This window comes from Faecalimonas canis, from assembly GCF_054601575.1.
In genome coordinates this window covers 20,514-36,969 of sequence record NZ_BAAHSI010000028.1, presented here as the reverse complement: position 1 = coordinate 36,969, position 16,456 = coordinate 20,514, and the positions used below count along the sequence as shown (strand labels likewise).

Sequence of the window (16,456 nt, the reverse complement as noted above, 5' to 3'; positions counted from 1 at the left end):
TATGGGAGTGAATTGGACACCGGAGCAGGAGAAAGTCATCTCTTTGCGAAATAGAAATATTCTTGTGTCGGCAGCGGCAGGCTCAGGAAAGACGGCAGTCTTAGTAGAGCGTATTATTACGATGCTGACAAAAGACGAGCCGCCTATAAATGTGGACGAACTTCTTATAGTAACCTTTACTGAGGCGGCAGCATCAGAGATGAAGGAAAGGATTTTGTCGGCGATTGAGAAAAAACTAGAAGAAAATCCGGATGACGTACATTTACAGAAACAGTCTACACTCATTCACGGTGCAATGATTACGACTATTCATAGTTTCTGTCTTTCGGTTATAAGAGAATATTTTCATACGATAGACTTAGATCCAAGTTTCCGTATTGGAGAGGAGGGAGAATTGAAACTTTTGCAAAAGGAAGTTTTGCAGAAGTTATTGGAAGAGCAGTATGCGGAGGGAAATGAAAAATTTCTTTCTTTTGTAGAATGCTTTGCGACCGGAAGAGATGACAAAAAACTGGAAGAATTTATTTTGCAATTAGATACATTTTCGGGAAGTTATCCAAATGGGGAAAAGTGGCTTGATGAATGTGTGCATGCTTATGATGTAAAAACGTTGGAAGAATTGGAGAATACAGATTACTGCAAAAGAGCGATTGAAAATATGAAAAGGTATGCTTCTGATGCAATTGCTATATTGGAAACAGGGGTTGAAGCCTGTGAAAATCCGGAAGGACCGTATATGTATAAGGAAACGTTGGAAAAAGAAATAGAGGGCTGGAAAACATTTCTGAAATCGGATAGTCTGACGGAGTTTTATGAGAAAAGAAAATATCCCGAAGGGGAAAGACTAAAACCAAACAGAGATAAAGATGTATCGGAGGACCTTACTAATTTTGTAAAAGAGGCAAGAAAACAGACAAAAGATATATTGTCTGATATTGTCAAAACATATCTCTTCCAACCTGTTGAGGAAATGGTGACAGATATGGCAAAGACAAAGGAAATGATTGAGGAATTAACTTTTCTTGTAAAAGAATTTACACGGTTATATACGGAGGCAAAGCGAAGCAGAAATCTGATTGATTTTGGAGATATGGAGCATTTGGCGCTGCAAATTCTTACAGTGGAAGAGGAAGGTGAACTTTTACCATCCCCTGTAGCAAAAGAGTATCAGAAAAGATTTAAAGAAATCATGATTGATGAATATCAGGATAGTAATCTAACACAGGAGGCTATTCTTACAAGTGTGTCAACTGTCGGTTGTGGAAAGAATAATATTTTCATGGTTGGAGATGTTAAGCAGAGTATTTATCGTTTTCGTCTGTCCCGTCCTGAGTTATTTATGGAAAAGTTTGATACATATGATTTAAAAGGCGGAGATAAACAACGCATTGATTTACATAAAAATTTCCGAAGCAGAAGAGAAGTGTTGGAAAGTACTAATTTTATTTTCGAGCAGATTATGACAAAAGGTCTTGGAAAAGTAGAGTATGATGATAAGGCGGCTTTATATGTGGGGGCAGATTATAAAGAAAAAGAAGGAAATAATACAGAAGTACTTATCGTCGATGTGGAAATGGATACGGAAGACGAAGAACAGGCGGGGGAAACTGTCCGTGAACTTGAGGCGAGGGCGGTTGCAAGAAGGATTAAAGAATTAATGGCAGAATATCAGGTGCAGGATAAGATAACAGGAGAATTTAGACAAATACGATATAGAGATATTGTTATTCTGACAAGAAGTTTAAAGGGATGGACGGATGTATTTGCGAGTGTGCTGAATCGTGAAGGGATTCCAACGTATACAGGAAGCAAAGAAGGATATTTTGAAACACAGGAAATACAGACCGTGCTGAATTATCTGCGAGTGTTAGATAATCCTAATCAGGATATTCCGTTAACTTCCGTTCTTACATCAGGAATGGGAAAATTTTCGGGAGAAGAGTTGGCAGAAATTCGTACTTTAGATAAGGAAGTTCCATTTTATTGTTGTGTGAGGAGATATATAAAGGAAGGAAAAAATCTTCTGCTGGCTAATCGTTTGGAGAAAGTTTTTGCACAGATAGAATATTTCCGAGAAATGATACCGTATACTGCTATACACGAATTGCTTTGGAGGGTAATCGAAGAAACGGGATATGGATATGAAGTTGCCGTTATGGCAGGGGGTGAACAGAGAAAAGCAAACTTAGAAATGCTTTTGGAAAAAGCGAAAGCATTTGAGGGAACAAGTTATAAAGGTCTGTTTAATTTTGTTCGTTATATGGAGCAGTTGAAAAAATATGATGTAGATTATGGGGAGGCAAATATTGCTGACGAACAGGCGGATGCAGTCCGTCTTATGAGTATTCACAAAAGTAAGGGATTGGAATTTCCGATTGTTTTTGTGTCAGGAATGAATAAAAGGTTTAACAAACAGGATATTACGGGGGAAATTGTGACTCACGCAGAACTCGGCATCGGCTTAGAAAGAATCGATTTGAAAAAACGTATGAAATCGCCTACATTTTTGAGAAAAGTAATGCAGAAAGAAATTATGTTGGAAAATATTGGTGAGGAACTTCGTGTTCTTTATGTGGCGCTTACCCGAGCGAAAGAGAAACTGATTATGACGGGAACGCTTTCGCAGGTAGATAAAAAAATGCGAGGATATGCGGTTTTGGAGAACAGTAGGAAAAAACAGTTACCGTTTACCATGCTATCAAGAGCACAAAGTTATTTTGATTGGGTACTCCCTGCTATTTTGCGACATCCCGAACATAAACGGGTGGGAAATGTGTATGTTGTTAAATTGGAAGAACTTGTGCAGAAGGAAGTTCAAGAAGAAATCGGTGCGGAATATACAAAAGAAAAATTGCAGAATTGGGATACGGAGCAGAGTTTTGCGATAGAGTTCAAAAAAAGGTTGCAAGAACAGTTTTCTTATCAGTACCCATATGCGAATGAAAATCATTTAAAACTAAAATTCACGGTATCCGAATTGAAAAAACGAAGAAATCTTGAGGAAGAGGCGGGAGAACTTCTCGTAGAGGAAGAAGAGGTTGTTTCAATTCTGCCAAAAATTCTCACGGAGGAAGAAGGAGTAAAGGGTGCTTTGAGGGGAACAACTTATCATAAAGTGTTGGAACTTTTAGAGTTTACAAAGGAATATACATATGAAAGCCTGAAAAAGTATTTGGAAAATCTGGTTGCAGAAGGAAGAATTTCGGATGAAATGCGAGAGTGTGTGCGTATTAAAGATTTACTCTGTTTTTTAAATACGGATATTGCAAAGAGAATGAGAAAATGCAGTGAGAATGGAAAACTTTTTAGAGAACAGCCTTTTGTTCTAGGTGTACCGGCAAAAGAGATTTATCCTGAGGAAGAAATAGAGGAGATGCTTCTTATTCAGGGAGTTATTGATGTCTGGATGGAAGAGGAAGATGGACTTACTGTGGTGGATTATAAGACGGATAGAGTAAAAACGACAGGAGAATTGAAAGAGCGATATGGAAGTCAGTTGAAATATTACGGGGAGGCATTAGAAAGACTTACGGGAAAGAAAGTAAAAGAGAAAATTATTTATTCTATGTTTTTGCAGAAAGAAATTACAATTTCATAAGATGCTAAAGTTAAAAGGGTATAAACTACATAAGAAGTTTATGCCCTTTTTGACTTGTCTTTATATTTATTATAGAAGAAAAGGAGGCGTATGCCACATGATACTTTAATAATAATGCAATAAATCTTCATAATTTCTTAAATAATATTATATTGACTAACAATATTATATGACATATAATATGATTATCAAAACAATATTATTTGGGAAAGGAAGTGGAGAAATGGTATTTAATACAGGGGCAGCGCTTTTGGATGCGATTGTATTGGCGGTTGTTTCACGGGAACAACAGGGGACGTATGGTTACAAAATTACTCAGGACGTACGTCAGGCGTTGGACGTTTCTGAATCCACTTTATATCCGGTACTTAGACGGTTACAGAAAGACGAATGTCTGGAAGTTTATGATATGCAGTTTGACGGGAGAAATCGAAGATACTATAAAGTAACGGAAAAAGGAATGGCACAGTTAAATCTGTATCGGATAGAATGGAAAAATTATTCAAAAAAGATTAGTGAGATGTTTGAGGGAGGTGCAGCAGTATGAATCGTATAGAATTTATGACGGAACTGGAGAGGCTGCTAAAAGAAATACCGGAAGAAGAACGTAGGGAAGCAATACAATATTATGAGGACTATTTTGCTGATGCGGGACTGGAAAACGAACAGCACATCATTGCGGAATTAGAAAGTCCGAAAAAAGTTGCCCAGACAATAAAAGCGGGACTTCGGGGAAAAGAAGAGGAAAGTAGCGAATACAGAGAAACAGGGTATACAGATACAAGATTTGAGGAGAAGGAAATTTTGGCAAAAAGAGAAAACAGAGAAGAAAGTAAACCGAAGAAAAATAGCAGTCTGTTAAAAATTCTTCTTATTATCGCAATAGCCATTTGTACTTTACCGATTGTCTTTCCACTTGTGTTGGCAGGAGTTGCACTTATATTAGCAATAGCCGTTTCTGGATTTGCCATTTTGGGAACACTCGTATTGTTAGCGGTTGTTGTAATGATTTGCGGATTTCTCGTAACAATATGCGGTGTATTGGAAATGTTTCATTTTCCAGCACTGGCGCTTGTTGTTATGGGGGGAGGAATTTTGGCTTTCGTTGCAGGACTTGTTGCTACAGTGTTAATGGTAAAAGCGTGTATGATTGTATTCCCGATTCTATTTAGAGGATTGGTAAACATTTTCAGAAGATTCGTTCATGGAAAGGAGAACAAATAATGAAAAAAGGTTGGAAAATATTTGCAATTATTTGTGCCGTATTGGCAGGGATTGGAATTGTTTTATGTGTTGCAGGATTTGCCGTAGGGGTAACGGACGAAGATGTCAGAAGTGCCGTGCATAGAGGAATTGGTTTTATTCGTGATGACGATTTTGATGATGATTTTGATGATAGAATGGAACATGACGATATTCAGGTGACAAATTCAATGGAACTTTCAAATACAAAAGGAATAGATGTGGAAGTCAACAAAGTACTGGTAGAAGTTGTTGCTACAGACGATGGAACAGTTCGTATGGAAAATGCTACAACAAAAGAAGTCGGACTTGCGGTGAATGAAGATGAGGATTCAATAGAAATTAAAGCGACAGGAAATACAAAAGGAATAAATAATGGGGGAAAATTGACTCTTTATATTCCAAGAAATATACAATTGCCGGAAATAAGTATTCAAAATGGTAACGGAAAGATAAATCTAAATGGAATACGGACAAATGAAGTGGATTTAGAAATAGGCAGAGGAGAAATCATAGCGACAGACTTTGTAACGGGAGAATTAAGTGTTTCTTGCGGACAGGGTGTGGCAAATATAAAAGGAACTACACAAAGAGATGTAGATTTAGAGTGTGGAGTCGGTGTGATAAATCTTGAAACAAAAGGAAAACAGGCAGATTACAATTATGAAATTGAAGTAGGTGCAGGAGAGGTAAATTTCGACGGACAAAAATTTTCGGGATTGGCAGTAGAAAAAACAATCAACAATCATGCTGTAAAAGAGATGGGAATTGATTGTGCGACAGGAAAAGTAAATGTTATATTTGGTCAGTAGGACAGGAGGTAAGAAAAATGAAGAGATTATATCGTTCAGCAACAGACCGTAAAATTTGCGGAGTGTGTGCGGGAGTAGCAGAGTATTTTAATATTGATCCTACGTTAGTACGCTTGGGAATGGTACTTGCAACTTGTTGTAGTTTCGGCACAATGATTTTTGGCTATTTTGTGGCAGCGGTTATTATTCCGGATAGGTAGAATTGGGGACGTAGTCTTTTACAAAAAGACTACGTCCCCAATTCGCATTTCCCCCGTCCCTTTTCTAGAAATCCCCTGTCCCTTTTTTTAGGACAAGTAAAACTATAAATGAATAACATAATGCAAAGTCCATAAATACGCTATAAATCTCCAAATATAGTTGACTATTTTAAGAAAAATTAATCAATATGTTGCTAAACCGCAGTATTATAGGCTTTGTATAGATATATCTAAAAAAGGGACACCCCTTTTGGTGATTTGGGACACAGTAAAACTTAAAAAGGGACGTGGTAAAATAAGAAAATACTACGTCCCCGAATAAAACGAAAATTCCGGGCAATCCTTATTTTATAAAGAAGAAAGGGGTAATCATCATGGCAAAGAAAGAAAAATTACCGATTGTGTTAAGTGAGATTGAACCGGAGGATAAACTGAAATATGAAATTGCAGAAGAACTCGGACTTCTGGACAAAGTTCTATCGGAAGGCTGGCGTTCTCTTACATCGAAAGAAACAGGAAGAATCGGAGGTTTGATTACAAAGAAAAAGCGTCAGCAGAAATGATCGGATAAATGAGAAAATATGAACAATTTGTAACGTGGGTTGAAAAATAACGATAAGTCTGCTATAATCCTTCAATTGAGGAAGATAACGGAGAGGGTTATGAAAAGTAGAGTAAATGTGTTAGAAATTGAATTGAATAACAATACGGCGAAAGAGGCCATGCAGAAAGTTATGGAGTATATGCAGACTGAACCGATGAATATTGTTGAGATTATCAGTGCAGATACACTGGTAAAGAGTAAAGATGATGTAACGCTTAAAGACAATATTGCACAGGCGGATTTAGTTCTTGCAGGAGAGCAGGCAGTATTGGAAGTTGCGGAAGTTACGGAGCGTAAGAAATTACAAGAGGCAGGTTCGCAGCTTTTTGTGAAAATGCTTTTACGCTTTTTTCATAAAAATCATCACAGACTTTTTTTATTGACGGAGTCAGAAGAAGAGAAAAGACATCTGAAAGAATATTTGGAGGAAAATTATCAGGGTATTCAGATAGTAGGTGAGGAGATTGTTCCGACAAATTCTTCGGCAGATGATATGATTTTAAACAGTGTGAACGGTGCGGAAGCAGATTGTGTATTGTCCATGATTTCTTCTCCGTTTCAAGAAGCATTTGTAGTGAGAAATCGCATTTTGTTAAATACGCGTATGTGGTTGGGATTAGGGAAAAATACACCTCTTCCGCTTGGAAAGAAGAAAGGGAAAAAGCCGATAAGGGAGTTTATGATTAAACGTTTCCTCAAGCGTGAAGTGGAGAAAGAAAGACAAAAAAGAGGAAATGTATAAATTTAAACTATTTCCTCTTTATTTTTTTGGTTAATTGTATTAAAATGTAGAATGAATATACAGTTTTTTAATGGGGAAACTACTGTTAAAATTAATAAAGATAAGGAGCAAAAGTATGATATCAAATCAAATACTTCAGAACACAATTGAAGGATTGAAGGCGATTACAAGAATAGATTTATGTATTCTGGATACAGACGGCAAAGTATTGGCAAGCACATTTGTAGAACAGGAGCATTATGAAAATTCGCTGGATTCTTTCGTAGAGTCACCGGCAGACAGTCAGGTTATTCAGGGCTATCAGTTCTTTAAAATCTTTGATGAACACCAGTTAGAGTATATATTGGTAGTAAATGGCAGTAGTGATGATGTTTACATGGTGGGTAAGATTGCAGCCTTTCAGATTCAAAACCTGTTGGTAGCATATAAGGAACGTTTTGATAAAGATAATTTTATTAAAAATTTATTGCTGGACAATCTTTTGCTGGTGGATATTTATAACCGTGCAAAGAAATTACATATTGAAACAGATGTAAGACGCGTTATTATCGTTATTGAAACGGCGCGTGAGAAAGACACGAGTACAATGGAACATATCCGTTCATTACTCGGCATGAAATCAAAAGATTTTGTGACTGCAGTTGATGAGAGAAACATTATCATTGTGAAAGAACTTAGCGCCAATGAAGGTTATCCTGAGATGGAGAAAGTTGCCAATGAGATTTTGGAAATCTTAAAGGCAGAGGGAGAAGAAGTTCACATTGCATATGGAACAATTGTAAATGATATTAAAGAAGTATCAAAATCATATAAAGAAGCGAAACTTGCATTGGATGTAGGGAAAATTTTCTTTAACGAGAAAGATATTGTGGCATACAGTACACTCGGTATAGGAAGACTGATTTACCAACTTCCACTTCCTCTTTGTAAGATGTTTATTCGAGAGATTTTTGAGGGGAAATCTCCGGACGAATTTGATGAGGAAACATTGACAACAATCAATAAATTCTTTGAAAATAGTCTAAATGTATCAGAAACATCAAGACAGTTATACATTCACAGAAATACTCTTGTTTACAGATTAGATAAACTGCAAAAAAGCACAGGGCTGGATTTGAGAGTGTTTGAAGATGCCATTACATTTAAAATTGCGTTAATGGTTGTGAAATACATGAAGTATATGGAAACACTGGAGTATTAGTAGTTAATTTAGGAGGAATATATGATTGAATTAAAGGACGTCACAAAGGAATATTCCAAAGGCGTTGCAGCCTTGAACGGAATTAATTTGAAAATTGAACAGGGAGAGTTCGTATTTATTGTAGGTGACAGTGGTTCGGGAAAATCCACATTAATTCGTCTTTTGATGAAAGAGTTAGACCCAACGTCAGGTACAATCATTGTAAATGGAATTAACCTCAATAGAATGAAACATAAACATATTGCAAAATACAGAAGACATTTAGGGGTTGTATTTCAAGACTTCCGTTTGTTAAAAGATAGAAATATTTATGAAAATATTGCTTTTGCACAGAGGGTAATTGAAACTCCGACACGTGTGCTGAAACAGAAAGTTCCGGCAGCGCTTTCCCTTGTAGGATTGGCCCAGAAATATAAAGCTTATCCAAAACAGTTATCAGGTGGAGAGCAACAGAGAGTTGCTATAGCAAGAGCGGTTGTAAATGAACCTGCGATTTTGCTTGCTGATGAACCAACAGGGAATCTTGACCCAACAAATGCATGGGAGATTATGAAACTTCTTGAGGAGGCAAACGAGAGAGGTACTACAGTAATCGTAGTTACACATAATCATGAGATTGTAGCAGAAATGAAGAAACGTGTCATTACAATGCAAAAGGGAGTCATTGTCAGCGACGAGAAAGAGGGCGAGTAGAAAAATGAGAATAAGTACAGTAGGATATACAATGAAACAAGGGGTTAAAAATATTGGCAGAAATAAGATGTTTTCCCTTGCATCTATTGCAACGATGTCGGCTTGTATTTTTATGTTCGGATTGTTTTTCTCGATTATTGTAAACTTTCAGAATATCGTAAAAAGTGCAGAAGAAGGCGTTGCAATTACCGTATTTTTCGATGAAGGACTAGAACAGAAACGCATTGATGAAATAGGTAATCTTATTAAAGACAGAAAAGAAGTTGCCAGAGTAGAATACACGTCCGGTGAAGAAGCATGGGAAAGTTATAAAAAGAAATATTTTGGCAATAAAGAATACCTTGCAGAAGGTTTCGCAGATAATCCACTTGTAAATTCCGATAACTATCAAGTATACATGAAAGACGTTTCTAAGCAGAAAGCGTTAGTAAAATATGTAAGTGGACTTGAAGGAGTTCGTCAGGTAAATAAATCTGACACAGTGGCAAAGACATTGTCAGGCATTAACAAATTGATTTTATATGTATCAGGAGCAATTATTATTATTTTACTTGCCGTTTCTATTTTCTTAATCAGTAATACGGTTACAATGGGGATTTCCATTAGACGTGAAGAAATTGCGATTATGAAATATATAGGAGCAAAAGACGCTTTTGTCAGAATGCCGTTTATTATAGAAGGTCTTCTGATCGGACTTGTGGGAGCTATTATTCCACTTACGGCACTTTATTTCTTATATGAAAAGGCAGTAGGATATATTCTGATTAAATTTAAAATATTAAACAACCTTCTTACATTCCTTCCGGTAACAGAAGTGTATAAGACGCTATTACCAATCGGTATTGCACTGGGAATCGGAATCGGTTTTGTCGGAAGTTTCTTAACAATTCGTAAACACTTAAAGGTATAATTTAAGTAAGAGGTAATAGAATGGCAGGTAAAAAAGCAATCAGTTTAGTTTTAGTAACAGTTCTTGTTGCAGGAAGTATTTTTAAACCGGTTCATGCAGACAGTATTCATTCGGCAGAGAAAAAGGGACAGCAGTTGGAACAACAGAAAAAACAAGCACAAAAAGAGCAGGAATCTTTGAATGAACGTCTGAATAGTATTATAACGGAAATGCAGACTGCACAGACCAATGTTGAGAAAAAGGAAGATGAAATAGCATTGGCTGAAGATGAACTTGTAGAAGCACAAATAAAAGAAAACAAACAATATGAAAGTATGCTAATCCGCATTAAGTATGTATATGAAAATGGTAATGCGGAAATGATGGAAATATTGTTTGAAGCAGAAAGCATGGCAGATTTTCTCAATAAAACAGAGTATGTGGAGCAGGTTTCAAAATATGACAGAAAGATGCTTGAACAGTTCGCAAAACTGGTAAAAGAAGTAGAGAAGAAAGAACAGGCTTTAAAGAAAGAAAAAGAAAGTCTTGTTTCTCTTCAGAAAGATTTGGAAACAAAGCAGAAAGAAGTACAGACACTGCTTGATTCAAAGAAAGAGGAAATTGCGAAATTAGACGCACAAATCGGCGAGAACATGAAAACACTGAATGATTTGATTGCAAAAGCGAAAGAGGCTGAGAGAAGAAAGCAGGAGGCGGCTAATACAAATAAAAGACCGTCGGGAAACAGACCGACAGGTCCTGTGATTACGGGAGGAAACGGTTATCTTTCCAATCCTTGTCCGGCGGGAAGAATTACAAGTGAGTTTGGACCGCGTAAAGCTCCTGTTCCGGGAGCAAGTACATTCCATGAAGGGCGCGACTACGGCGCACCGTCAGGAACCCCTATTTATGCGGCAGCGGAAGGTACAGTAATCCGCACGGGAAATCAGGCGGTTCGCGGAAACTATGTTGTTATCAGACATCCGAACGGTCTTACGACATGGTATCAGCATTGCACGGACATTTTTGTCAGACAGGGACAGAAAGTCAGCAGAGGACAGAATATTGCCACGGTTGGAAGAACAGGACGAGTAAGCGGACCTCATTTACATTTTATTGTGGAAGAGCCGAGCGGAAAGTTAGTAGACCCAAGAAAATATTTATAGATAGGACTCATATATGGGAAATAAAAAAGGATTTTTAAAGGGGGTGCTTTGTGGCACCCTCGTTACTTTAGTCATTGCGGGAGCAGCGGGCATATATTTGAAAAATGCCGGATATGGAACAACTATTGATAAAGAAACAGCACATAAGTTAGAAAAGATAAGGTATCTTATTGATGAAACTTATCTGAAAGAAGATGAAATTAAGAATAAAGATTTGTCTGATTATCTTCTGAAAGGTTATGTGAATGGTTTGAAAGACCCTTATTCCGTATATTATAATGAAAAAGAAACGAAAGAACTGTATGAAACAACGGAGGGAGAGTACAGTGGAATTGGGGCGGTAATGTCCCAGAATCTTGAAACCGGAGTGATTACAATGGTGAATATATATGAAAACTCTCCGGCGGAAAAGGCAGGGTTTAAGAATAACGATATTCTTTATAAGGTTAATGGGAAAGATATTTCCAGTGAAGATCTCAGTAAAGTTGTCAATAAAATCAAAGGAGAAGAGGGAACGGAAGTAACGATAACGGTTCTCCGTGACGGAAAAGAGTTTGAGGCGACAGCGGTGCGTGAAAAACTGGAAGCGCATACGGTTGAGTATGAGATGAAGGAAGCTCAGATTGGTTATATTCGTATTACTGAATTTGATATGGTTACATATAATCAGTTCGTAGAGGCAATAACGGATTTAAAGAAACAGGGAATGAAAGGAATGGTCATCGACCTTCGTGGAAATCCGGGAGGAAATCTTTCGACTGTATGTCAGATGTTGGATTATGTTTTGCCGGAAGGGCTGATTGTGTATACAGAGGACAAAGACGGTAAACGTGAAGTGATGACTTCGGACGAGGAACATAAACTGGAAATACCAATGACCGTTTTAGTGGACGGCAGAAGCGCTAGCGCATCAGAGATTTTTGCGGGAGCAGTTCAGGATCATAAGGCTGGTACACTTGTTGGAACAACAACTTACGGCAAAGGGGTTGTACAACAGTTGTTTGACTTGAAAGACGGAACTTGTCTGAAATTGACTATTGCAGAATATTTTACTCCTAATGGAAGAAATATCCATGGAAAAGGAATTAAACCGGATGTAGAGGTAGAATATAAATATGATAAGAATAATGCAGAGGCAGATAATCAGTTAGAGAAAGCTGTGGAAGTATTAAAAGAAAAAATGAAACAGTAAGCGGAAAGGAATGCAAATTTTTGCATTCCTTTTTTGGTTAGCCTATGGTAAAATAAAACTATATGTAATTTTGCAGAAAGGTTGTAAAATAATGAGAACATTAATTAAACATGGTCATGTATTAGACCCGAAAACACAGCGTGACGAAATTTGCGATGTGTTGATTGAAAATGAAAGGATTGTAAAAGTAGACAAGGATATTGCCGATGAAGCGGACAAAACAGTTGATGCGTCAGGATGCTATGTTATGCCTGGATTTATTGATTTGCACGTTCATTTAAGAGATCCGGGACTAGAATATAAGGAAACATTGCAGACGGGTGGACAGGCAGGTGCAAGAGGAGGAGTTACTACCATTTGTGCAATGCCAAACACAAAACCGGTTACGGATGCGGGAGAACAAGTTGCGGAAGTACACCGCCGTGCCAAGACAGAATCACCGGTAAATGTTATCCAACTGGGTGCAATTACCGTAGGACAGAAAGGTGAAGAGTTGGCGGATATTGAAGGTATGGCAAAAGCGGGGTGTCATGCAATCAGCGAAGACGGTAAATCCGTGATGAATGCTTCGCTCTATCGTCAGGCGATGAGAATGGCAAAAGAAAATGAGATTTCTATTTTTGCTCACTGTGAAGACATCACAATGGTAGAAGGCGGAGTGATGAATGAAGATGAGAAAGCAAAAGAATTAGGTCTAAAAGGAATTACAAATGCAGTGGAAGACGTAATTGTAGCGAGAGATATTTTGCTTGCCAAGGAAACCGGTGTACAGTTACATTTGTGTCACTGTTCCACAGCGGACAGTGTGAAAATGGTTGCGGAAGCGAAAAAGGATGGACTTCCTGTGACGGCTGAAGTTTGCCCACATCATTTTATATTAACGACAGAGGATATACCGGAAGATGATGGAAACTATAAGATGAATCCTCCGCTTCGTAGCAGAGAGGATGTGGAAGCATTAAAAGAAGGCTTGAAAAATAACATTATGGACGTCATTGCCACAGACCATGCACCACATTCGGCTGAGGAAAAAAATAAATCCATGAAAGACGCCATGTTTGGCATCGTAGGGTTGGAAACATCTGCTGCCCTTACTTATACGGAATTAGTGGATAAGGGGATTTTAACACCGATGCAGATGGCAGAAAAAATGAGTTATAATCCGGCAAAGATACTTGGAATTGCTGACGAAAAAGGTTCGGTTTCCGAGGGAATGGTTGCGGATATTGTTATTTTTGATCCAAAACGAGAATATCGAATTGATAAAAACACATTCTTTTCAAAAGGGAAAAACACACCGTTTGACAATTATGAGGTAAAAGGTGACGTGCGTTATACATTTGTCGGCGGAAAAATGGTTTATGAAAATACAGCATACTAGGAGGAAGAAAACATGATTAACAAATTAGTAGAAAACATTAAAAGAACGAAAGCACCAATCGTAGTGGGGTTAGACCCAATGCTAAATTACATTCCACAGCACATTCAAAAGAAAGCGTTTGCAGAATTTGGAGAAACACTAGAAGGAGCAGGGGAAGCAATCTGGCAGTTTAATAAAGAAATTATTGATAAAACATATGATTTAATTCCTGCGGTAAAACCACAGATTGCTATGTATGAACAGTTCGGTATTCCGGGACTTGTTGCATTTAAAAAGACAGTAGATTATTGTAAAGAAAAAGGTTTAGTAGTAATCGGGGACATTAAGAGAGGCGATATTGGTTCAACTTCTTCAGCGTATGCTGTAGGACATCTTGGTCATGTACAGGTTGGAAGCAAATCTTATGTTCCGTTTGACGAAGATTTTGCCACAGTTAATCCGTATTTAGGTTCAGACGGAATTAATCCATTTATTGATGTATGTAAGGAAGAAAATAAAGGATTATTTATTTTGGTGAAGACATCAAATCCGTCAAGTGGAGAATTTCAGGACAGACTTGTTGACGGAAGACCGTTATATGAATTGGTTGGAGAAAAAGTAGCACAGTGGGGCGAAAACCATATGGGTGATGAATACAGTTATATCGGTGCAGTTGTAGGTGCAACTTATCCGGAAATGGGAAAAGTTCTCCGAAAAGTTATGCCAAAATCTTATATTCTTGTTCCGGGTTATGGTGCACAGGGAGGACAGGGAAAAGACCTTGTACACTTCTTCAATGAGGACGGTTTAGGTGCAATCGTAAATTCTTCAAGAGGAATTATTGCTGCTTATAAACAGGAAGCATATGCTGAGTTTGGAGAAGAGAATTTCGCAGATGCATCAAGAAAAGCAGTTGAAACAATGATTGCCGATATTAACGGAGCGTTGGAAAACAGATAGGGGAGAACGAAAATGGAAAAGAGAGAAAAAGAAAGAGCGGTTGTTGTATCACAGGAAAAGATAGCAACGGATATTTACAGTTTATGGATTTGTGCAGAGGCTGCCGTTTCAGCAAAAGCCGGACAGTTTATTTCTATGTATACAAATGACAGCGGAAAATTATTGCCTCGTCCAATCAGTATCTGTGAAATTGACAAAGAAAATAAACAGTTACGGGTTGTTTACAGAGTTACGGGAGAGAATACGGGAACAGAACAATTTTCTAAACTAGTGTCAGGTGATGAAATTGAAATTTTAGGACCTCTTGGAAACGGTTTTCCGTTAAAAGAAAAGAAAGCGTTTTTGATTGGCGGGGGCATCGGTATTCCTCCGATGCTTGAATTAGCAAAACAGTTAGACGCAGAGAAAAAGATTGTTGTTGGCTATCGTGATGAGTTGTTTTTAACAGAAGAACTTTCTGAAAATGGAAAAGTTTATGTAGCAACAGAAGACGGAAGTGCGGGAACAAAAGGAAATGTATTGGACGCTATCCGTGAAAATGGATTAACAGCGGATATTATTTATGCTTGCGGTCCTACACCGATGCTTCGTGCATTAAAAGCATATGCAGAAGAAAATAATATCGAATGCTATATTTCTATGGAAGAAAGAATGGCGTGTGGAATTGGTGCGTGTCTTGCCTGCGTATGCAAATCAAAAGAAAAAGACCATCACACAAATGTACATAACAAACGAATCTGCAAAGACGGTCCGGTCTTTTTGGCAACGGAGGTGGATTTATAATGAACACAAAAATCAATATTGCGGGAGTAGAATGGAAAAATCCGGTAACAACAGCATCGGGAACGTTCGGCTCAGGTGCGGAATTTGCCGAGTTTGTTGATTTAAATAAAATCGGTGCGGTGACAACAAAAGGTGTGGCAAATGTTGCGTGGGAAGGAAATCCGACTCCTCGTATCGCAGAAACATATGGCGGAATGATGAATGCGGTAGGTTTACAAAATCCGGGGATTGATGTTTTCTGCAAAAGAGATATACCATTTTTACGTCAGTATGACACAAAAATTATTGTAAATGTTTGCGGAAGAACGACGGAAGATTATTGTGAAGTGGTGGAACGTTTATCTCACGAAGATGTGGATATGCTGGAAATCAATATTTCCTGTCCAAACGTAAAAGAAGGAGGAATTGCTTTCGGACAAAATCCAAAATCGGCGGAGGCAATCACAAGAGAAATCAAAAAATATGCAAAACAACCGGTTATTATGAAATTAAGTCCGAACGTAACAGATATTACAGAAATGGCAAGAGCGGTAGAAGCGGGTGGAGCGGACGCTGTTTCTCTTATCAATACATTAACAGGAATGAAAATAGATGTACATAAGAGAGCATTTGCACTTGCAAATAAAACAGGCGGAGTATCAGGTCCTGCAATCAAACCTATTGCAGTCCGTATGGTTTATCAAACGGCGAATGCAATTAAACTCCCGATAATTGCAATGGGAGGAATTGCAACAGCGGAAGATGCAATTGAATTTATCTTGGCAGGCGCTACAGCAGTTGCGGTCGGAACTGCTAATTTTATTAATCCTTCGGTTACAATGGAAATTGCGGAGGGTATTGACAAATATATGGAACGTTATGGCTTTAAAAGCGTACAGGATATGGTTGGAATTGTGAAATAAGTGTGAAAGGGGACGTAGTAAAATTGAAAAATACTACGTCCCCTTTCACACTTTCTTCACAACTTTTTGTGTAAAAAATTGCACCAAAAAGATAAAAAATACTACATACTTT

16 protein-coding genes are annotated in these 16,456 nt (G+C 37.8%); all 16 read left to right on the top strand.

Annotated features, from left to right (window positions below):
• The first annotated feature begins 1 nt into the window (after position 1).
• The gene (addA, locus tag ACYPXO_RS08330) at positions 2-3,598 is read left to right on the top strand and encodes a helicase-exonuclease AddAB subunit AddA (protein ID WP_459640126.1); all 3,597 of its coding nucleotides are present in this window, start codon (positions 2-4) and stop codon (positions 3,596-3,598) included.
• Positions 3,599-3,821: 223 nt separating this feature from the next.
• Positions 3,822-4,145: a PadR family transcriptional regulator gene (locus tag ACYPXO_RS08325; RefSeq protein ID WP_459640125.1), complete on the top strand. Its 324-nt coding sequence runs from the start codon at positions 3,822-3,824 to the stop codon at positions 4,143-4,145.
• Positions 4,142-4,822, top strand: coding sequence for a DUF1700 domain-containing protein (locus ACYPXO_RS08320; RefSeq protein WP_459640124.1), 681 nt, complete (start codon positions 4,142-4,144; stop codon positions 4,820-4,822). Before ACYPXO_RS08325 ends, ACYPXO_RS08320 begins: the two co-directional genes overlap by 4 nt.
• Positions 4,822-5,652, top strand: a complete 831-nt coding sequence (locus tag ACYPXO_RS08315) for a DUF4097 family beta strand repeat-containing protein (protein ID WP_459640123.1) — start codon at positions 4,822-4,824, stop codon at positions 5,650-5,652. Before ACYPXO_RS08320 ends, ACYPXO_RS08315 begins: the two co-directional genes overlap by 1 nt.
• A gap of 17 nt (positions 5,653-5,669) precedes the next feature.
• Positions 5,670-5,852, top strand: a complete 183-nt coding sequence (locus ACYPXO_RS08310) for a PspC domain-containing protein (protein ID WP_459640122.1) — start codon at positions 5,670-5,672, stop codon at positions 5,850-5,852.
• Between the two features lie 374 nt (positions 5,853-6,226).
• A complete protein-coding gene (locus ACYPXO_RS08305; protein ID WP_459640121.1) occupies positions 6,227-6,415 on the top strand; it encodes a small, acid-soluble spore protein, alpha/beta type in 189 nt (62 codons plus the stop codon).
• A gap of 99 nt (positions 6,416-6,514) precedes the next feature.
• Positions 6,515-7,198 carry a WecB/TagA/CpsF family glycosyltransferase gene (locus ACYPXO_RS08300; RefSeq protein WP_459640120.1) on the top strand — a complete coding sequence of 228 codons (684 nt, stop codon included), beginning with the start codon at positions 6,515-6,517 and terminating at the stop codon, positions 7,196-7,198.
• A gap of 115 nt (positions 7,199-7,313) precedes the next feature.
• Complete coding sequence (locus ACYPXO_RS08295; protein WP_459640119.1) at positions 7,314-8,399, top strand: PucR family transcriptional regulator; 1,086 nt, start codon at positions 7,314-7,316, stop codon at positions 8,397-8,399.
• A 21-nt stretch (positions 8,400-8,420) separates the two neighbouring features.
• Complete coding sequence (gene ftsE, locus ACYPXO_RS08290) at positions 8,421-9,092, top strand: cell division ATP-binding protein FtsE (RefSeq protein ID WP_459640118.1); 672 nt, start codon at positions 8,421-8,423, stop codon at positions 9,090-9,092.
• 4 nt (positions 9,093-9,096) lie between these two features.
• Positions 9,097-10,002, top strand: coding sequence for a permease-like cell division protein FtsX (gene ftsX / locus ACYPXO_RS08285; protein ID WP_459640117.1), 906 nt, complete (start codon positions 9,097-9,099; stop codon positions 10,000-10,002).
• Positions 10,003-10,022: 20 nt separating this feature from the next.
• A complete protein-coding gene (locus ACYPXO_RS08280) occupies positions 10,023-11,147 on the top strand; it encodes a murein hydrolase activator EnvC family protein (RefSeq protein WP_459640116.1) in 1,125 nt (374 codons plus the stop codon).
• 13 nt (positions 11,148-11,160) lie between these two features.
• A complete protein-coding gene (locus tag ACYPXO_RS08275; protein ID WP_459640115.1) occupies positions 11,161-12,339 on the top strand; it encodes a S41 family peptidase in 1,179 nt (392 codons plus the stop codon).
• A 91-nt stretch (positions 12,340-12,430) separates the two neighbouring features.
• On the top strand, positions 12,431-13,720 hold the full coding sequence (locus tag ACYPXO_RS08270) for a dihydroorotase (protein WP_459640114.1): 1,290 nt from the start codon (positions 12,431-12,433) through the stop codon (positions 13,718-13,720).
• A 12-nt stretch (positions 13,721-13,732) separates the two neighbouring features.
• Positions 13,733-14,659, top strand: a complete 927-nt coding sequence (pyrF, locus tag ACYPXO_RS08265; RefSeq protein ID WP_459640113.1) for an orotidine-5'-phosphate decarboxylase — start codon at positions 13,733-13,735, stop codon at positions 14,657-14,659.
• A 12-nt stretch (positions 14,660-14,671) separates the two neighbouring features.
• Positions 14,672-15,442, top strand: coding sequence for a dihydroorotate dehydrogenase electron transfer subunit (locus ACYPXO_RS08260; protein WP_459640112.1), 771 nt, complete (start codon positions 14,672-14,674; stop codon positions 15,440-15,442).
• A complete protein-coding gene (locus ACYPXO_RS08255) occupies positions 15,442-16,344 on the top strand; it encodes a dihydroorotate dehydrogenase (RefSeq protein WP_459640111.1) in 903 nt (300 codons plus the stop codon). The genes ACYPXO_RS08260 and ACYPXO_RS08255 overlap by 1 nt, the downstream gene beginning before the upstream one ends.
• Positions 16,345-16,456 lie beyond the last annotated feature (112 nt).